Below are 18,401 nucleotides of genomic sequence, written 5' to 3' on the forward strand. Positions count from 1 at the left end.
CGACAATCAATCAATCGTCGAACACGCCTTCCAGCGCGTAATGCGAAATCGTCTTGCGGTTGGCGATGAGCTGGTCAACCGTCGGCTCGCCCTTGATGGCGCGCGAGATGGCGAGCTTGGTGGCTTCGTAATTGGTGCGGTAGAGATCCTTGCGGTCGAGATTCTCGTCCGTGGCGCAGCGCGGATCGAGCCAGATCATGATGACCATGCACAGCTCGTTGGCCTGATCCTTCGGAATGATCCCCTCGGCCACGCAGTCGACAATGGCGTCGGCGGTCGCCGCCTGCACAACGCCGCCGAGCAGTTCCACATAGGCTTCCGACTTCACCGTCATCTTGGTGGTCATCATCGTCGCCGGGCGAACCTGCTGATTCAGATCGCGGATGACGAACATGCGCGGATGGCCGGCGACCTGGCCGGTCATGGACGCGAAGGCGTGACCGACCGGACCCTTGACGTTGCCGATCAGAACTTCCGGCATCGCATCCGTATATTGCCCGTCGGCCGCGAGAACCGTCGCCTCGCCGGTGGCCAGCCAGATATGTTCGCTCATGGGATTTCCTCTTAAGTTGGATGGGCGCTCGCATAGCATCGCGCGCGGCCGCAGGAAAGCCGCGCGCCGGCTGCGTCAGACGAGCATGTTGGCGTCGCGGGCGAGGCGCCAGGCGCCGTCGGCGCCCTTGCGCAGGAGCGTCAGCGTCTGGCCGGCGCGGCGCAGCGTCTTGCCGCCGGGCGGCGTGACGCCGACCTGCAGGCGGCTGCGGAAAAAGGCCCAGTCGCCCAGGACTTTGATCTCGAGAATGTCGCTCTGCATGTCGAGGCGCATATGCTTCATCTGCGCGGCCATCGCCTTGAAGGCGTCGCGGCCGAAGGGCTCCGCGCCCGGCGACATGAAGACGGCGTCGTCTTCCATGAGGGCGACGATGGCGTCGATGTCGCCGCTCTTGCTCGCCTCGAACCAGTTCTGGACGAAGGCGCGAATGGCTTTCTCGTCGTCGCTCACGTCGCGTCTCCCTGCGCCCATTGCGCCGCCTTTCGGCCGACGAGCGCAGCGAGCGTGACGTTCTCGCTTTGAAGCGCATCGAACAGGCCGCCTTTGATGCGCGAGACGAGGCCGGGGCCTTCATAGATGAGCGCGGAATAGAGCTGCACCAGCGTTGCGCCGGCTTCGATCTTGGCGAGCGCCGTCTCGGCGCTGTCGACGCCGCCCACGCCGATCAGCGGAAACTGCCCTTCGACGCGCAGATAGGTCTGCGCGAGCATATAGGTGGAAAGCGGGAAGAGCGGCTTGCCGGAAAGGCCGCCGCTTTCCTTGCCCAGCGGCGAGCGCAACGTCTCGGGCCGCGAAATCGTCGTGTTGGAAACGATCATGCCGTCGATGCGCCGATCGAGCGCGACGCGGACGATGCCGTCGAGTTGATCGAGGGCAAGGTCGGGCGCGATCTTCAACAGGACGGGCCTTTGCACGGGCGCGGCGTCACGCGCGTCGATCACGCGGGCGAGGAGTTCGGAGAGCGCTTCGGGCGCCTGAAGATCGCGCAGGCCCGGCGTATTGGGCGAACTGACATTGATGGTGAAGTAATCCGCGACCTCGGCGAAAGCGCCGACGCCCTCGACATAATCGGCGATGCGGTCTTCCGCGTCCTTGTTGGCGCCGACATTGACTCCCACCACCCCCGCGCCGTCATGCGCGCCGCGGTAGGGGCCGGCGCCGTAATGGCGACGCTCCTTTGTTTCGGCGAGATGGGCGAGGCGACGCGTCAGACGCTCCAGAGCTGGCGCGTGGCCGTCATTGTTGAAGCCGTAGCGATTGACGACGCCGCGATCCTCGAGCAGCCGGAATGCGCGGGGGCGGTCGTTGCCGGGCTGGGCGCGCGGCGTCAGCGTGCCGACCTCCACGAAACCGAAGCCGAAACCGAGCATCGCGCCCGGAACCTCGGCGTTCTTGTCGAAGCCGGCCGCGAGGCCGATGGGGTTCGGGAAGTCAAGCCCGAAGGCGGAGACGGCGAGGCGGCGGTCATCCTTTTGAGGCGTCTGAGCAGGCAGGCGTTTCAGCCCCGCAATCGTCGCGCGGTGCGCATTCTCGGCGTCGAGCAGGCGCAGTAAGGGCAAAGCGAGCTTGAAAGGGTCGATCATAAGAGGCCCGTGAAATCATGGCGCCCATCGGCGCGCAAGGGCAGGGGCGCGACGCGCGTCACTGCGTCCATGGAAAGCGGCGCGTAGAGATGAGGAAAGAGCGCGCCCCCGCGCGAGACTTCCCATTTCAGCGCGTCGCCGAGCTTGGCGGCGTCGATCGAGACGAGCAGCAGGTCGGGCGCGCCGGCGAAGTGCTTGGCCGCCGTTTCCTCCACCTGCTCGGCCGAGGAGAAATGGATGTAGCCGTCAGTAAGGTCGATGGCCGCGCCGCGGAAAACGCCCTCCGCCTCGGCTCTGCGCCATTCGGGAACGGAGACGATCTTGTAAACCGTGGTCACTCTTGCTTGCCCCCTCCCGCGCTCCCCGCCTTGCGGGCGAGGGAGCGGACGCCAGCCTTCGTCGACATCGCTGATCGCGAGCGTCCCCTTCCCCCATCAACGGGGAGGGGACAGGGAGCTGCTTACTCCGCCGCCCGCGCTTCCTGCTTCTCGGCCTTGTTTGGCAGCCGCGCTATCATGCCGATCAGCGCGCGATCGGAAAGGGCCACGAGACGCTCGCCGCGATTGAGCCACTGCAACACGTCTTCGATCGTCTCTGCGTCGGCGATCTTGGCTTCCGCGACGGCGCGGTCGGCCGTGATGACGCCGCGCTGGCGCGGCTTGCGGTTCGGCAGCCAGGCTTCATGCAAAACGCGCAACTCGGGGTCGGCGTGAATCGCCGCCACGCCGTTCATCTCATCCTCGTCCGAGCGCCCGAGCGCCTTTGAGAGCGCCTTGCCGCGTTTGGCGATGGGCGGCGTCGTCGTCTCTTCCGGCGTCACCAGCACCCCGGCGCGGCGGAAGACGAGACCGAGCCAGCGCTGGCTCGTGAGCCAGGATATTGGAATGGCGAGGATGAGGCCGGCGATCGTCGGCGACATCCAGGCGACGAGCGAGGGCGAGATCATGAGGCCGGCGAATAGGCTGAGCGCGCCCAGCGCCACATGCGAACGGTGGCGTCGCACAATGTCCATGAGCGGGACGGAGCCATCGTCGCGCCGCTGCGGGTCCCAGCCCGTGTCGAAGCCGAAGACGATGTGCACGACATGGCCGGTCTGGATCAACATCATGATCGGGGCGAGGAGCGCCGACAGGATGATCTCGAACAGCGTCGAAATGAGCAGCATGATGACCCCGCCCGAGCCCTTGCGCGTCTCCGGCTCGTAGATCGCGACGAGCAGGCCGAAGAATTTCGGCGCGAGCAGAATGCCCATGGTCAGCGCGAAGAGCTCCAGCGAGCGCTGCGCATCGAAGCGCGGGAAGGTGGGGAAGAGCGCGAATTCGCCCGTGAAATATTCCGGCTTGAAGTAGCTCGCCTGGAAGACGATCACGATACCGATCAAGAGCTGCATCAGCCAGAGCGGCGAGGTGAGATAGCCGAAAATCCCGGTCAGGAAGTGCTGGCGCGAGGCCCAGCTCAAGCCGCTCGCGACGAGCACGCGCGAATGCTGCAAATTGCCCTGGCACCAGCGCCGGTCGCGGATGGAAAGGTCGATGAGCGAGGGCGGGCTTTCTTCATATGAGCCGCCGAGCGTCGGCAGCATATAGACGGAGTATCCCGCGCGGCGGATCAGCGCCGCCTCGACGAAATCGTGCGACAGGATGTGGCCGCCCCACGGCGGACGTCCGCGCAGGTCGGGCAGGCCGCAATGGCGCGCGAACGCCTCTGTGCGGATGATTGCGTTGTGACCCCAATAATTGCCGTCGCGGCCCATCCAGCAGGCGAGGCCAGTGGCGATGACCGGGCCGTATATGCGCGCCGCGAATTGCTGAACGCGGGCGAAGAGCGTGTTGCGGTTGATGATGAGGGGCAGCGTCTGGATGATGCCGGAATCCGGGTCCGCTTCCATGGCGGCGGCAAGCTTTACGATGGTCGGGCCGGTCATGAGGCTGTCGGCGTCGAGCACCACCATATGCGCATAGGAGCCGCCCCAGCGCGAGACGAAGTCCTCGATATTGCCCGCCTTGCGGCCGACATTCTTCTCGCGCCGGCGATAGAAGACGCGGGCGTTCGGCCCGAGACGGCGCCTTATGGCGATGAAGGCGCGCTCCTCCGCGATCCACACGTCGGGATTCGTCGTGTCGGAGAGGAAGAACCAATCGAAATGGCTTCCCAGCCCGGTCGCCTGCACATCCTCGAAGATGGTCTGCAGCGCCGCGAAGACGCGGCTCGGCGACTCATTGTAGATCGGCATGACGACCGCGGTCTTTTCGCGCAGCGTCTCGGGAAGACGCGGCGCGGGCCGCTTCGAGAGCAGCGCGACGAAGCCGACGACGGAGGCCGCGAAGCTGAGCGCGATCCAGGAGAAGTTGAGCACGAAGAGGGCGAGCAGCGCCCATTTCAAGGCCGTCACGCCGCCGACGTCGATGACCTTGTACATCTGCCAACCGCCATAGACGGTGAGCGCGAGCCCGCCGCCGAACGTGACGAGACGAGCGAGCCAGGGCGTCTGCCATAGATCGGGCGCGAGCGGCTTGCGCAACTGCTTGCGGTCGAACTTGAAAAGGTTCTGCGCCGGCATCGAGAGCCGGTTTTCAACTGGCGTCGGCGGCGCTTCGGCTGGGTCTTTGAACGCCGTCGCCGCGTTGGCGGAGTCGACTGGCGCGATTGTCAGGGAGTCCATCTATACAGCCAGGTTTCGCTGATCGGCTCCTCGTCCGCGCGCAGGACGAGGCGCAATTCGCAGAAGTTTTCGCCGGCGGGATCGACGTCGAAGACGACGCGGCACGTTTTCGCCTGCGCATTGGTAAACGTGCGGACGTTGGTGGCCGATCCGGGAGACGTGGTCAAGGCGGCGGAAAGACGCGCTGTCTTATCTTTGTCGGCCAGAACGTCGCCGGAAAAAACGACAACAAAACGGCGAAGTTTCGAGCCGGGGATGCGCCCGGAACGCGAATGCATGGCGACGGCCATGGGCGGGCGGCTCGGCGGCTGCCAGCACCAGAACTGGCGATAAGCGAAAGTTGCGGAGGCGCCGCCGACCAGGGGCGCCTTGGGGCGCCAGTAAGCGACGATATTCTCGTTGTTTTCCGACTCGGAGGGGATCTCGACGAGCTGGATCGCCCCTTCGCCCCATTCGCCGAGGGGCTCGGACCAAAGAGAGGGCCTGCGCTCCCAATGCTGGTCGTCGTCCTGATAGTCGGCGACGTCCCGGTTTCGGATCAAGGCGCCGAAGCCCTTGGGATTGACGTCCACGAAGGAGGAGAATTGCAGCTCCTCGCGGTTGGAGACCGGCCGCCACAGCCATTCCCCCGCGCCCGTCAGCATCTGCAACCCGTTCGCCGCGCTGACCATGGCGCGCAGATCGTCCGGCCGGCGCCGGTCGAGCGGCGTGAGGAGCGAGGCGGCGGCGAAGCCCGCGAGACCGTAATGATCGACGGTCGTGCGCGGGAAGAGCGTCAGCTCGGTGTCGATGATCGTCGCCTCGCCCGGGCGCAGCGTGAAGTGATAGACGCCCGCGACGCTCGGCGAGTCGAGAAGGGCGTGGATGACGAGCGCGTTTGCGCCGGCGCTCGGCTTTTCGATCCAGAAGCTGCGGAAGGCGGGGAATTCCTCGCCGCGCGGGTCGGCGGTGCGGATAGAGAGTCCGCGCGCCGTGACGCCGAGATTTTGGCCCGCCGCGACCGCGCGATAGAAACTCGCGCCCTGAAAAATGGCGAGCTCGGATTCCGCGCCGCTGGGCGGCGAGAGGATCACCCGGAAGCCGGAATAGCCGATGTCCGGGAGCTTCTCCGCCACTTTCAAGCCGTTATAGTCGAAACGATTTTGGTCGTAGGCGATCCGCGTTGCAGCGCCGTTTTCGATCACAAAAAGGTCGACGGCCGTTGTGAAGATATTGCCCCGATGCAGCGGCTCGACGGAGAAACCCTTGTTTTCTCCCGCCCAGATGGCCGAGCCAGGTTTCGTCTTGATGCCGACGAACTGCTCATAAGTCAGGTTGGCGAAAGGCGCGGGAAGTTCAGCCGGCGGCGGCGCATAGGGTTTGGCGGCGAGCGCGCGCGCCAGTTCAACGATCATATCGCGGGAAAAAGGCGATGGCGCAGGGGGTTGCGGCGCTGCGGCCGGCGGAGCCTCCGCATGCGCTGCGGGCGCCAGCCCGGAGGCGATGGCGCCGAGCGCCGCTTTCAAAACGTCTCTGCGTTCAAACATTGAGCAACCGGAAGGATGTCGGAAGGGTTCGTCGGGGTGGCGCGTCGTTCCTCTATAGAAGAAATTTGGGGAACAAAAAGGAATTATTGCGACGCGGCTTTTCCGCGCATCCTGTCCTCCGCTTGCCCTTCGTGGTTCGAATCTGCAACAAACAGATAAAAGAGCGCGACCGTTTTTCGTCACGCTCAAGCAAAGGATCGCCGCCGCGCATGTCATCCTTGGAAGAGCGCCGCGCTTGCGATCGTCCTCGCCGCCGGCGAGGGCACGCGCATGAAATCGGATAAGCCCAAGGTTCTGCATCAGGTCGCCGGGCGCTCCATGCTGGCCCATGTTCTTTGCGCCGTCGCGGAAGCGGGCGTCGAGACCGTCGCGGTCGTTGTCGGACCGGGACGAGAGGACGTGCGCGCCGAAGCGCTGCGCGCATGGCCTCAGTCGCAGGTTTTTGTGTGCAGACGGAGCGTCTCGGCACGGCGCACGCCGTTCTGGCGGCGCGCGAGGCGATTGCGGCTGGATACGACGATCTTCTGATCCTCTTCGCAGACACGCCGCTCGTCTCCGGCGCGACGATCCGCGCGTTGCGCGATGCGCTCGCCGAAGGCGCCGGCGTCGCGGCGCTGGGATTCGTCGCCGCCGATCCCTTCGGCTACGGCCGTCTGTTGCAGGACGAAGCGGGGCGGCTCGTCGCCATCCGCGAGGAGAAGGAAGCGAGCGACGCGGAGCGCGCGGTCGACCTCTGCAACGCCGGCCTCATGGCCTCGACGGGCGGACGCGCGCTCGAGCGCGTCGACAACGACGATCGCAACGCGAAGGGCGAGTTCTATCTCACCGACGTCGTCGAGATGGCGCGCGCCGCGGCCGCGCGCAAGGCGCAAGTCGTGCTCGCTCAGGAAACCGAGGTTCTCGGCGTCAACGACCGCATCCAGCTCGCGCAGGCTGAAGCCGTCGCGCAAGAGCGCCTGCGCCGGGCCGCCATGGCCGCCGGCGTCACCATGATCGCGCCGGAAACAGTGTTTCTTTCCGCCGACGCCAAGATCGCGCGCGACGTGACGATCGAGCCCAACGTCGTGATCGGCCCCCGCGTCGAGATCGGCGATCGCGCGGTCATCCACGCTTTTTCGCATCTCGAAGGCGCGAGCGTGGGCGCCGGCGCGAATGTCGGGCCATTTGCGCGTCTGCGCCCCGGCGCGGCGCTCGCCGAAGAGGCGAAGGTCGGCAATTTCGTCGAGATCAAGAACGCCAGTCTCGGCCTTGGCGCGAAGGTCAGCCACCTGACCTATATCGGCGACGCCGACATCGGCGCGAACGCCAATATCGGCGCGGGCACGATCACCTGCAATTACGACGGCTTCTTCAAATATCGCACCGTGATCGGCGAGAACGCCTTCATCGGCTCCAACTCCGCGCTCGTGGCCCCGGTCACGGTTGGGCCCGGCGCCTATGTCGGCTCCGGCTCCGTCGTCACAAAGGACGTGACCGCCGATGCGCTCGCCGTCGCGCGCGGCCGGCAGGTGGAAAAGGCCGGCTGGGCGTCCAGCTTCAGGTCCACGCAGTCGGCAAAGAAGAAAAAATAGCGGCCGCGCGCGCCTTTTTAACCTTCATCCTCAGACGACGCGCCCCGGCCTCCGTTTGGCGGCGCATTTGCTACAATCGCTTTCGGAGGCGGTGCTATGTGCGGAATCGTTGGAATACTGGGAAATGGTCCCGTTGCGGGACATCTTGTCGACGCTCTGAAGCGACTTGAATATCGCGGCTACGACTCGGCCGGGATCGCGACGCTCGAGAAGGGGCGGCTGACCCGCCTGCGCGCGTCGGGCAAATTGAAAAATCTGGAAGAAAAGCTCGCCGGCGCGGGGATGACGGGCGCCGTCGGCATCGGCCATACGCGCTGGGCGACCCATGGCAAGCCCAATGAAACCAACGCCCATCCGCACGCCAATGGCGGCGTGGCGGTGGTTCATAATGGGATCATCGAGAATTTCCGCGAACTGCGCGAAGATCTTATGGCGAAAGGCCACGCCTTCGATTCGGAAACCGACTCTGAGGTCGTCGCCCATCTCGTCGCCCAGGAGATAAAGGCGGGCGCGGCGCCGGAGGCCGCCGTCGCCGCGGCGCTCAAGCGCCTCAAGGGCGCCTTCGCCCTGGCCTTTCTCTTCGACGGCCAGCCCGATCTCCTCATTGGCGCGCGGCGCGGCTCGCCGCTCGCCGTCGGCTGGAGCGATGAGGGCGCCTTTCTCGGTTCGGACGCTCTGGCCCTTGCGCCTTTCGCCACGTCCATCGCCTATCTCGACGAGGGCGACTGGGTCGTTCTGCGTCGCGACGGCACGCAATTTTACGACGCGAAGGACACCAAGGTCGAACGACGCCGCCAGCCGCTTCAGGCCGGCTCCTTCATGGTCGACAAGGGCAATTACCGCCATTACATGGCGAAGGAAATCCACGAGCAGCCCGAGGTCGTCGGCCGCGCGCTCGCGCATTATCTCGACCTCGCCGAAGGCGTCGTGCGCCTGCCATTCGAGCTGAACATCGACGCCAAGGCGCTGACGCGCGTAACGATTTCGGCCTGCGGCACCGCCTATTACGCCGGCCTCGTCGCGCGCTACTGGTTCGAGCGCTTCGCGCGCCTCTCGTCGAAATCGACATCGCCTCCGAGTTCCGCTACCGCGATCCGCCGCTGCCCGAGAATGGGCTGATGATCGTCGTGTCGCAGTCCGGCGAGACCGCGGATACGCTCGCGGCGCTGCGCTACGCCAAGGCCGAGGGTCAGCACATTCTCTCGATCGTGAACGTCGAGACCTCAACCATCGCGCGCGAGAGCGACACGGTCGCCAAGACCTCGCCGGCCCCGAGATCGGCGTCGCCTCGACCAAGGCCTTCACCTGCCAGCTCGCGGTCTTCGCCTGCCTTGCTCTGGCTCTGGGCCGTGCGCGCGGCGTTTTGAGCAAGGAGCGCGAGCGCGAACTCGTCTCGGAGCTGATCGCAGCCCCCGGCCAGATGGCGCAGGCTCTGACGCGGGAGGCGCAGATCGAGCCCGTCGCGCGCGATGTCGCGCGCGCCTCCAGCGCGCTTTATCTCGGCCGCGGCCCGTCCTTCCCGCTGGCGATGGAGGGCGCGCTGAAGCTCAAGGAATTGTCCTATATCCACGCCGAGGGCTATGCGGCGGGCGAGCTGAAGCATGGTCCCATCGCGCTGATCGACTACGCCATGCCGGTGATCGTCCTGGCGCCCCCGGACGCCTCCCTGGAAAAGACGGTGTCCAACCTTCAGGAAGTCGCGGCGCGCGGCGGCCACCTCATCCTGATCGGCTCGCCCCGGGCCAAGCACGAAGCGGCTGCGGAGCTTTCGGGCTACATCGAGATGGCAGAGGCGGTCGCCGGTCCCTTCGCGCCGCTCGTCTACGCCGTGCCGGCCCAGCTTCTGGCCTATCATGTTGCGACCTTCATGGGTAAGGACGTGGACCAGCCGCGCAATCTCGCAAAGAGCGTCACGGTGGAATAGCGGCGGGGGGCGCCTTTCCCCCGCCATTGACAGCGCAGGGCCTGAACTGGTCTATGCGGAGCGGTCCGCGCCGCCCCAGCGCGCTGTTTCGGAAAGGACGACCGACTGTTGCTCGCCTCGATCCCGCCCGCCTATGTCGCCCCGTTCGATCGGGCCTGGCGCAATCGGGAACTCATCCGCGCCGTCGTGCGGCGCGAGTTCATCTCGCGCTTTCGCGGCTCTTTCCTCGGCCCGGCCTGGGCGGTGCTGTCGCCGCTCGTCATGCTGCTCACCTATACGACGCTTTTCTCAATCACCGTGCCGCAGCTGTCCGCCGGCATGAGCGTGACCGACTATGCGAGCGGCATCTTCATCGGTCTGATCGTCTTCAACCTGTTCAGCGAACTCGCCTATCGCGCGCCGGTCCTGCTCCATGAGCATGTGAATTTCGTGAAGCGCTCGATTTTCCCGAGCGAAACGATCGCCTGGACCGCGACCATCCGCGCCTTCACCTATGCGGGCGTCGCCTTCGGCGTCTATATCGTCTTCCGGCTGCTGACGGCGGGGACGATCCCGCTCACCATCGTGCTGACGCCGTTCCTCGTCGTCCCCTTCTTTCTCTTCATCCTCGGGGTCGTCTGGTTCCTGATGGCGCTTGGCGCCTTCACCCGCGACGTGGCGCATATCATGGCGTCGATCGTGCCCGTGCTGATGTTCGCGACGCCCATTTTCTACCGCCTCGACCAGATCGCGGCGATGTCGTCCTCCACGGCCATGTGGCTGCGGCTCAACATCGTTGGCGATTATATCGAGATGCTGCGCGCCGTCGCTCTCGACGGCTATGTGCCGAATGTCTTCGGCTATCTCATCGTGGTCGCCGTGTCCTATGCCGTGTTCCTTGGCGGCTACCAGTTCTTCATGCGCTACAAGTCGGTCATCGTCGATGTCATCTGAGCCCGCCATTCGCTGTAGCGGCATCGGAAAAGCCTTCCAGCTCTACGCGCATCAGAACGATCAGCTCAAGCAGATCCTCTTTGGCCTGTGGAAGAAATTCTACAAGGAAAAGTGGGTCCTGCACGACATGACCTTCACCGTCGAGAAGGGCGAGCGCGTCGGCATTATCGGTCGCAACGGCGCCGGCAAGACCACGCTGTTGCAAATTCTCTGCGGCATCACCATGCCGACGAAGGGCGACTTCAAGGTGCAGGGGCGCATCGCCCCGATCCTGGCGCTCGGCTCCGGCTTCGACGGTCTCCTGACCGGCCGAGAGAACGCCCGCATCGGCGCAGCGATTCTCGGCCTGTCCAAGAAAGAGGTCGACGAACGCATCGAAAGCATCGCCGCCTTCGCCGATGTCGGCCCCTTCTTCGAGCAGCCCATGCGGACCTATTCCATGGGCATGATCGCGCGCGTCGCCTTCGCCATCTGCGCCCATGCCGACGCGGACGTGCTGATCGTGGACGAGGCGCTGTCTGTCGGCGACCAGATTTTTCAGCACAAATGCGAGAAATACATTCAGGATTTCGCCAATCACGGGACGATCCTGATGGTCTCGCACGATCTCGATTTCGTCGAGAACCTCTGCGATCGCGTGCTCTGGCTGGAGAACGGCGTCGTTAAGGAGATCGGCGAGCCCGCGCGCATCATCGCCGACTACCGCGCGGCGATGGACGCGGAGGAAAATCAGGCGACCGGCGCGGCGTAAGTCACTGGCGTCGCCGGCAGGGCGGCGTCATAGGGCCTGGGCTTCGGGCTGTAATTCACCCTCGCGATGAGCCAGAGCGAGCCCAGCACTTCGGCCGCAAAGGCCGCGAGCAGCAGGATCGCAAACCAGCCGCTGATGCGCAGAAGCGATTCCAGCGCCACCAGAAAGCCGATATGCGCCGCCGGAATGGCGATGATCGTCAGGCTCCCCGCGGCGCCGCGACGGCCGGTGATGTTGCCGAAGGTGAGCGTCAGCGCCATGGCGAGCAGCGTGTGGCCGATGGCGAGGGCCGGCACGCCGAAACGCTTCGCCGCCTCCGCCATCCATTCGCCGGCCTGCCGATGGTCGAGCTTGGCCGTATTCCAGCTGGAGACGAAGGCTCCGGCGGGGAGCTCATAGACGCCCTTCCAGCCGCGATCGGGCAGGGAGGCGCTGCCCTGCATGGGGAGCGCCATGGCGTATTCATCGAAATTGGCGATCCGCACCTCGTTGCTCGTGATCGAGCGCGTCTGGATGCTGCCGTTGGAGAGCGCGACGATGACGCCGGATTCGTTGCGGCGGAACTCTGCGCGCGCCGCGGTGATCGTCTCCTCCTGCATCTTCTCGGGTGAAATCTGCCGCACATAGAGATTGGCGGCGATGTCCGGCGTGATCCAGCGCTCGATGTAGAGCGTCTTGACGCCATTGGAGAAGGTGTAGAAATGCGCCGCGTCGAGCATGCGGTGATTGAGCGAATTGCGGATGACGTTCAGCACGTCCTGCATGTTGCTCGTATAGTGCGGCGCGATGAAATTCGCGAGAACGTAGCCGAGCAGGACAATGCCGGCGGCGAGCGACAGGGCCGGCCGGCAGATCGACCACGCCGAGAGCCGCAGGGCATAAAGCACCGCGATCATGCCCTCGCTCGCCATGCGCGAAAATTCGAGCGCCGTGGCGACGCCGACGGCCATGGGCAGCGTCACATAGGCGACCGTCGGCGAGACGCCGACCAGCGCCGGAAAGACCAGCCCGCCGCGCACGGCGGCCGGCGGCAATTGATAGAGCAGGTAGGAAAGGACGACCGGCACCGACAGCGCGAACTGCACGACGAGGACGTTGAAGCCCACGCGTTTGAAGAGATACCAGTAAAGGAGATGGGGCATCGCTTATCGCCCGCCGTCGGTCCCGCTCGTCATTGCGAGCGCAGCGAAGCAATCCAGCCGCCGGATCGTGGCCCTGGATTGTTTCGTCGCTGGCGCTCCTCGCAATGACGGGGTCACGGCCGTCACTTCTTGAACCGCGCCCAGGCGGCCTTGGAATATTCCGTCCATGCCGGATCGAAGACGCCGCGCGAGGGCAGGCCGACCGCGCCGGCCCAGTGGGCGAAGTAGATTTCCTTGCCGTCGACGTCGATCGGCTTGCCGTCCCGGAAAGCCACGCCCGGCGCCTTGTAGAAGCTCTCATGCGAGGAGCCCGGCACGACATTGGGCAGGAGCTCGATCTTGAGGCCCCGGCGATGCGTCACGAAATTGACGAGGGGCTGGGCGAAGAGCTGCCCGCGCTTGCGCACGTCATGGAAGATCTCCGAATCGACCTTCATCGTCTCGATGAAGTCCGAGAGCTTGAGAAACTTGTTCGACGTGACCCAGAAGCCGTCGTTGAACAGCAGCACGTCCTTCAGGAACGGATATTTGCTGCGTTTGTCGTTGTAGACATATTCAAAGCTCGGCGAGGCGACGATGAACTCCGTCTTGCCGGCTTCGAGCTTGCCGAAGATCGGCGTGAAGTCGCGGAAGAGGATGACGTCCACGTCGACATAGGCGACTTCGTCGAGCGGCAGAGCGAGGGCCTGGAGCTTGCGCAGGCGTCGGCGGTTATTGTTGAAGAGGCCCGGGTAAAGCTCGTGCGAGAGCTTGTCGATCTCGACCGGCTCCTCCGACACATAGGTCGCGCCGTAAATGTCGGCCGCCCGCTTCGTCATCTCCACATTGTCATCATAGGGGATGAGATAGATCGGCAGCGACGAATTGGTGTCGCGATAGCTCTCGAGAAAGGGCAGCAGCCAGTCGATGATCTTGTCGTTGCCGACAATGGCGATGCCGTAGCGCTTGGCCGGGGCGGAAGCGCCAGCCTCGGAGTCCGGCGCGCGAAGGGGTGGATTTGGGAGACGAAGGCTCATATACGGGGGTGTACTGATAAAATTCGGGCAAAAGCAAGGGGGCGGCAGCTTGGACGACATTTCCCGGGCGCAAGCGAGCGCCGCGCCGCCGCTCGGAAAGCCCTTGGCCGGGAAAACCGTCGCCGTCGTCCACGCCGCCTGGCACAGCTGCGGCAGCTATCAGGTCAATGTCAGCCAGGTCGCGGCCTATCGGGCGCTGGGGGCGCGCGTCGTCTCGGTCGCCATGATGGACGCGCTCGGCCCCGCCGCCACCGAGGGGCCCCGCTGGGACGCCTATCTGAACGCCTCCCGCAATATCGGCGCGAACCGCTGCTATTATTCGGGGGCGTCGACCTCGGCCTTCCTGTCTCCCGTTTTCCTCGCGAAGGGCTATTGGCGCCTCATTCACGGCGATCAGGCCTCCTGGCTGATCGAAATTGCGAAGCGGTCGCCGCTGCCGGAGGATTTCGACCGCGAATCGGTTGACCTCATTCACGCGAATCACTTCTTCACAATGCCCTTCGTGGAGAAGCTGAAGAAGGGACGGCGGGTCCCGGTCATCCTCGAGACGCAGGATATTCAGGCGCGGCAATTCACGCTGCGCAACCAGGGCGGGTTTTTTATCCCGCCGCACGCCGACTATTCCGACATGTTGATGGTCGAGCTCGACTGGATGCGCCGGGCCGACCTCTGCACCCATCTCAACGAGGAAGAGCATCGCGACTTCCGCAACCTCCTGCCGGAGGCGCGCCATGCGCTGATCTATCCGGCCGTTCCGGAGGTGCCGCGCTCGGTCGGCACGCAGATCGTCATCGTGGCGAGCGACAATTACGCCAATTACAAGAGCCTGCGCTGGTTCCTCAACGAGGTCGTCCCCAAGGCCGGCGGCGCGAAAGTCTCGATCTACGGCAATATCGACGAGGGCCTGAAAAAGCGCGACGCCGCGCTTTACGAGGCGCACGCCCATCTCTTCATGGGCCGGGTCGACAATATCGCGCTCGTCTACAAGCGGGCCGGCTGCATCCTGCTGCCGACCGTCGAGGGGCATGGTCTGTCCATCAAGGCGGTGGAGGCGCTCGCCTGCGGCGCCCCGATCATCGCCACGCCGCTCGCCTTCCGGGGCATGCAGATCGACCCGTCGACTCTCACCAACGTAAACGTGGCGCATGATGCGACCGAGTTCGCCCAGTTCTGGCGCCGGGCGCAGGCGCGCGCGGATCGCGGCGATACGGCCGGGGCGATGAGCGACACGCGCATGCTGTACGACCGGGCATTCAGCCTCGACGCCTATGCGCGCGCGCTGGCCGGAGCGCTGGAGACGCTCCGGGCGCGGGCCTAGCAGGCGCGCGGATCATGAGCGAAGCGAGCCTTTCGGGCCGGCGCGTCGCGCTCGTTCATCCCGCCTGGCACTCCTGCGGCACTTATCGCGTGGTGGTCGGACAGATCGAGGCCTATCGCGCGCTCGGCGCCGAGGTCTCGCCCATCGCCGTCAGCTCCGATCCCGGCTTCGTTCCGGGCCGCGACTGGATATGGAAGTCCTTCACGGCGGCCACGCCGGAGCTCGACGCCGGCCCTCGTTATTACGGCGGCGCGCCCTTTCACGCAGTGCTCGGCCCGCGCTTTCTCACGCAGACGCTCTGGCCCTATATTCACGGCGATCAGGCGGCGATCAGGCTCGGCATGGCCGAACGCGCCAAGCTTTCGCCGCAGGTCGAGGGGCGGGAATACGACCTCGTCCATTGCAATCACTTTTTCCTGATGCCCATCGCCCGCCGCCTCGCCCGCGGACGCGCGCCCATCATGCTCGACACGCATGATCTGCAGGCGCGTCAGTTCGTCCTCTTCAACGAAGGCATGCCCTGGCTCTCGCCGCGCGCGACCTATGAAGCCATGTTGGCGCAGGAACTGGACGCGATGCGAGGCGCGGACCTGCTGCTCCATCTCAATTCGCAGGAGGCCGAGGATTTTCGCGCGCTTCTCCCGGAGAAGCGACACGCGTTGCTCTATCCGCCGACCCCCGCCGCGCCGACGGGTCCCGGCGGGCCGGACATCATCATCGTCTCCAGCAACAACCCCGCGAATGTCGAGAGCGTCATCTGGTTCCTGCGCGAGGTCGCGCCCAAGGCGCCCGGCGTGAAGGTGAAGATCGCCGGCAATGTCGACGCCGGCGTGCGCGCCCGCGCGCCCGAACTCCATGAAGCCCGCAAGGACTGGTTTCTCGGCCGCGTCGAGGACCCCGGCGCGATCTACGCCCAGGCCAGGCTGGTCCTGCTGCCGACGATCAGCGGCACGGGGCTCTCCATCAAGACCGTGGAGGCTATGTCGAGCGGCCTGCCGATTATCGCCACGCCTCAGGCGCTGCGCGGCATGGATGCGGATGCCTTCCATATTCCGGGCGTGACTGTGGTCGAGATGGCCGACGATTTCGCAAAAGCGCTTTGCGCCGCTGCGGGGGAACCGGCGCCGAGCGATTCGGACCGCCGCGAGAGCGCCGCGCTGTCCTATTATGAATCACGCTTTTCCCTGGCGGCCTATCGGCGAAACCTTTCGGCGCGCGCGGAGCCGCTCCTCGCGGCTTATGCTTAATTCATTGTGTATGGAAAACAGATAATTACGCCTCAGTGTGACGCGCGCGCAACGCCGCGGCTAAATTCGCGGGGGCGGGGCGGGCGATAATTTCTTCGTGCATAGCGGGATGTTACTTTCTTGATCATCCCGCTGCGCCGAACGACCGGGCGGCCTTGTGATTGGAGAACACTGTAATGACTTTCAAGGCTACGGTTTTCGGCGCTTTGGCGTCGACCCTGGCGATCGGCGCGGCCTCGGCCGCCGACCTGCCCAGCTACAAGGCGCCGCCGCCGCCGCCCGCGCCCATCGGCTTCGACTGGACGGGCTATCATGTCGGCATCAACGGCGGATATGGCGGCGGCTCGGCCAGCTACCTGTCCAACGTGACCTTCCTCGGGGGAGCCGTTCCCGGCGCCGTGTGGACCAATGCGCCGTCTTCCCACGGCACCACGGGATTCGTGGTCGGCGTTCAGAGCGGCGCGACCTGGCAGCTCCCGAACAATATCGTCTTCGGCTATGAGTCGGACTTCAACTATGCCGACGTGACCAGCGGCAGCCCGGGCTCCGCCTGGGGTTGGGGCGGCGGCGCGCTGCAGAGCCGCCTGCGCTGGTACGGCACCGAGCGCCTGCGCTTCGGCTACGCCTTCGGCCGCTTCCTGCCCTACATCACGGGCGGCCTGACCTATGGCCAGCTCCACACCAACGGCTTCGACAATGTCGGCGGCATCTCCTTCCCGACCAATACGTCGAAGTGGCAGGCCGGTTGGAACGTCGGCGCCGGCATCGAATGGGCTGTCTATGACAAGATCTCGGTCAAGGCCGAATATCTCTACACGAGCCTCGCGGGCACGAACGGCCAAGGCCTCGCCTTCCCGGTCGCCTATCGCACCTTCGTGGGCAACGGCTTCGACACGCATATGGCCCGCGTCGGCGTGAACTACAACTTCAAGAGCTTCGGCGCGCTTCTCGGGATCGCCGGCCTCGGCATCTGATTCCCCGATCGCCCCAAGTCACGAAGCCCGGCCCCTGCGGCCGGGCTTTTTCATTGCGCGATCCGGTCTCGACGCGCGGCCCCGATGCGTTATTCTTCCGCCCATGATCCGACCGTCGCCGATCATTCCGCCAGCCGCCAACCTGTCGACGCTCACTGACCGCTCCCGGGAAATCTTCCGGCTGCTGGTCGACAGCTACCTCACGACCGGGGAGCCCGTCGGCTCGCGTCAATTGTCGCGGCTCCTGCCGATGACTTTGTCGCCGGCCTCGGTGCGCAATGTCATGCAGGACCTCGAGGAGCTGGGCCTCATCTATTCGCCCCATACGAGCGCCGGGCGTCTCCCGACCGAACTCGGCCTGCGATTTTTCGTCGATTCGCTCCTGCAGATCGGCGACATCGAGGAGACCGAGCGCGCCCGCATCGCGGCGGAGGTCGAGGCCGCCTCCAAGGACAATGACCTCGAGGGCGTTCTGTCTGAGGCGACGAGCTTGCTTTCCGGCCTGACGCGAGTCGCGGGCGTCGTGGTCGCCTCGAAGGAAAATGTGCGGCTCAAGCAGATTGATTTCGTGCGGCTCGAACCGGAGCGCGCGCTCGCGATTCTCGTCGCGGACGACGGCACGGTGGAGAATCGGGTCATCCCCGTCTCGCGGGACCTCCCGGCCTCGGCGCTTATCGAGGCCGCGAATTATCTCAATGCGCGCATTACGGGCCGCACGCTGGCCGAAGCGCGCGAGGGCATCGAGGCTTCCCGCCGCGCCGCGCAGACGGAGCTCGACGAATTGACGGCCCGGCTGGTCGAGGCGGGCTATGCGAGCTGGGCGGGCGCGACGAGCGAAAGCCGCCAGCTCATCGTGCGGGGCCAGGCGCATCTCCTCGAGGATCTGACCGCCACGGCCGATCTTGAGCGCGTGCGGCTGCTCTTCGCCGATCTCGAAACCAAGACGGAAGTGATCGATCTTCTGGAGCGTGCGGAGCAGGGGGAAGGCGTTCGGATTTTCATCGGTTCCGAGAACAAGCTTTTCTCGCTCTCGGGCTCCTCGATGATCGCGGCGCCGCTGCGCGATAGCGAGCGTCGCATCATCGGCGCGCTCGGCGTCATCGGACCCACGCGGCTCAATTACGCCCGCATCGTTCCGATGGTGGATTACACCGCGAAGGTCGTCGCGCGGGTCGTGCGCGGCGTGTGAGGCGAGCCGCGC

At 65.3% G+C, this 18,401-nt stretch carries 14 protein-coding genes and 2 pseudogenes; 8 read left to right on the forward strand and 8 right to left on the reverse strand.

The features are described 5' to 3' along the window. Positions 1-10: 10 nt before the first annotated feature. From fae to ACPFMJ_RS20360, 6 genes are all read right to left on the reverse strand, one after another. On the reverse strand, positions 11-553 hold the full coding sequence (fae, locus tag ACPFMJ_RS20335; protein ID WP_424361699.1) for a formaldehyde-activating enzyme: 543 nt from the start codon (positions 551-553) through the stop codon (positions 11-13). Between the two features lie 75 nt (positions 554-628). Then, complete coding sequence (locus tag ACPFMJ_RS20340) at positions 629-1,003, reverse strand: YybH family protein (protein ID WP_424361700.1); 375 nt, start codon at positions 1,001-1,003, stop codon at positions 629-631. After that, entirely contained in the window at positions 1,000-2,136 is a 1,137-nt protein-coding gene (locus tag ACPFMJ_RS20345; protein WP_424361701.1) for a quinone-dependent dihydroorotate dehydrogenase, read from the reverse strand. Before ACPFMJ_RS20345 ends, ACPFMJ_RS20340 begins: the two co-directional genes overlap by 4 nt. Continuing rightward, positions 2,133-2,474 (reverse strand): DUF952 domain-containing protein, encoded by a 342-nt coding sequence (locus ACPFMJ_RS20350; RefSeq protein ID WP_424361702.1) that lies wholly within the window; start codon positions 2,472-2,474, stop codon positions 2,133-2,135. The genes ACPFMJ_RS20345 and ACPFMJ_RS20350 overlap by 4 nt, the downstream gene beginning before the upstream one ends. Positions 2,475-2,596: 122 nt before the next feature. Beyond that, positions 2,597-4,798 carry a glucans biosynthesis glucosyltransferase MdoH gene (mdoH, locus tag ACPFMJ_RS20355; RefSeq protein ID WP_424361703.1) on the reverse strand — a complete coding sequence of 734 codons (2,202 nt, stop codon included), beginning with the start codon at positions 4,796-4,798 and terminating at the stop codon, positions 2,597-2,599. After that, positions 4,786-6,324, reverse strand: coding sequence for a glucan biosynthesis protein (locus ACPFMJ_RS20360; RefSeq protein WP_424361704.1), 1,539 nt, complete (start codon positions 6,322-6,324; stop codon positions 4,786-4,788). The genes mdoH and ACPFMJ_RS20360 overlap by 13 nt, the downstream gene beginning before the upstream one ends. 270 nt (positions 6,325-6,594) lie before the next feature. Between ACPFMJ_RS20360 and glmU the strand changes: the two are divergent. From glmU to ACPFMJ_RS20380, 4 genes and pseudogenes are all read left to right on the forward strand, one after another. Next, positions 6,595-7,895, forward strand: a pseudogene (gene glmU, locus ACPFMJ_RS20365) (bifunctional UDP-N-acetylglucosamine diphosphorylase/glucosamine-1-phosphate N-acetyltransferase GlmU). A 96-nt stretch (positions 7,896-7,991) separates the two neighbouring features. Beyond that, positions 7,992-9,819, forward strand: a pseudogene (gene glmS, locus ACPFMJ_RS20370) (glutamine--fructose-6-phosphate transaminase (isomerizing)). A gap of 108 nt (positions 9,820-9,927) precedes the next feature. Next, entirely contained in the window at positions 9,928-10,752 is an 825-nt protein-coding gene (locus ACPFMJ_RS20375; protein ID WP_424361705.1) for an ABC transporter permease, read from the forward strand. After that, complete coding sequence (locus tag ACPFMJ_RS20380) at positions 10,742-11,503, forward strand: ABC transporter ATP-binding protein (protein ID WP_424361706.1); 762 nt, start codon at positions 10,742-10,744, stop codon at positions 11,501-11,503. The genes ACPFMJ_RS20375 and ACPFMJ_RS20380 overlap by 11 nt, the downstream gene beginning before the upstream one ends. Here ACPFMJ_RS20380 and ACPFMJ_RS20385 read toward each other — a convergent pair. Both ACPFMJ_RS20385 and ACPFMJ_RS20390 read right to left on the reverse strand, forming a co-directional pair. Continuing rightward, a complete protein-coding gene (locus ACPFMJ_RS20385) occupies positions 11,482-12,645 on the reverse strand; it encodes an LptF/LptG family permease (protein WP_424361707.1) in 1,164 nt (387 codons plus the stop codon). The two genes, ACPFMJ_RS20380 and ACPFMJ_RS20385, sit on opposite strands and share 22 nt — an antisense overlap. 122 nt (positions 12,646-12,767) lie before the next feature. Next, entirely contained in the window at positions 12,768-13,661 is an 894-nt protein-coding gene (locus ACPFMJ_RS20390; RefSeq protein WP_424361708.1) for a hypothetical protein, read from the reverse strand. A 49-nt stretch (positions 13,662-13,710) separates the two neighbouring features. Between ACPFMJ_RS20390 and ACPFMJ_RS20395 the strand changes: the two genes are divergently transcribed. From ACPFMJ_RS20395 to hrcA, 4 genes are all read left to right on the forward strand, one after another. Further along, on the forward strand, positions 13,711-14,979 hold the full coding sequence (locus tag ACPFMJ_RS20395; RefSeq protein WP_424361709.1) for a glycosyltransferase: 1,269 nt from the start codon (positions 13,711-13,713) through the stop codon (positions 14,977-14,979). Between the two features lie 14 nt (positions 14,980-14,993). Next, positions 14,994-16,226 (forward strand): glycosyltransferase, encoded by a 1,233-nt coding sequence (locus ACPFMJ_RS20400; RefSeq protein WP_424361710.1) that lies wholly within the window; start codon positions 14,994-14,996, stop codon positions 16,224-16,226. A gap of 176 nt (positions 16,227-16,402) precedes the next feature. Continuing rightward, complete coding sequence (locus ACPFMJ_RS20405) at positions 16,403-17,200, forward strand: outer membrane protein (RefSeq protein WP_424361711.1); 798 nt, start codon at positions 16,403-16,405, stop codon at positions 17,198-17,200. Between the two features lie 103 nt (positions 17,201-17,303). Next, on the forward strand, positions 17,304-18,389 hold the full coding sequence (hrcA, locus tag ACPFMJ_RS20410) for a heat-inducible transcriptional repressor HrcA (RefSeq protein WP_424361712.1): 1,086 nt from the start codon (positions 17,304-17,306) through the stop codon (positions 18,387-18,389). The last annotated feature ends 12 nt before the right edge of the window (positions 18,390-18,401 follow it).

It is taken from the genome of Methylocystis parvus, from assembly GCF_049675845.1.
Lineage (GTDB): Bacteria > Pseudomonadota > Alphaproteobacteria > Rhizobiales > Beijerinckiaceae > Methylocystis > Methylocystis parvus_A.

Excerpts from the sequence above, each read along its gene's own strand:
- fae (WP_424361699.1), bottom strand. The coding sequence starts at position 553 with ATGAGCGAACATATCTGGCTGGCCACCGGCGAGGCGACGGTTCTCGCG.
- ACPFMJ_RS20345 (WP_424361701.1), bottom strand. The coding sequence starts at position 2,136 with ATGATCGACCCTTTCAAGCTCGCTTTGCCCTTACTGCGCCTGCTCGAC.
- mdoH (WP_424361703.1), bottom strand. The coding sequence starts at position 4,798 with ATGGACTCCCTGACAATCGCGCCAGTCGACTCCGCCAACGCGGCGACG.
- ACPFMJ_RS20360 (WP_424361704.1), bottom strand. The coding sequence starts at position 6,324 with ATGTTTGAACGCAGAGACGTTTTGAAAGCGGCGCTCGGCGCCATCGCC.
- ACPFMJ_RS20380 (WP_424361706.1), top strand. The coding sequence starts at position 10,742 with ATGTCATCTGAGCCCGCCATTCGCTGTAGCGGCATCGGAAAAGCCTTC.
- ACPFMJ_RS20385 (WP_424361707.1), bottom strand. The coding sequence starts at position 12,645 with ATGCCCCATCTCCTTTACTGGTATCTCTTCAAACGCGTGGGCTTCAAC.
- ACPFMJ_RS20390 (WP_424361708.1), bottom strand. The coding sequence starts at position 13,661 with ATGAGCCTTCGTCTCCCAAATCCACCCCTTCGCGCGCCGGACTCCGAG.
- ACPFMJ_RS20400 (WP_424361710.1), top strand. The coding sequence starts at position 14,994 with ATGAGCGAAGCGAGCCTTTCGGGCCGGCGCGTCGCGCTCGTTCATCCC.
- ACPFMJ_RS20405 (WP_424361711.1), top strand. The coding sequence starts at position 16,403 with ATGACTTTCAAGGCTACGGTTTTCGGCGCTTTGGCGTCGACCCTGGCG.
- hrcA (WP_424361712.1), top strand. The coding sequence starts at position 17,304 with ATGATCCGACCGTCGCCGATCATTCCGCCAGCCGCCAACCTGTCGACG.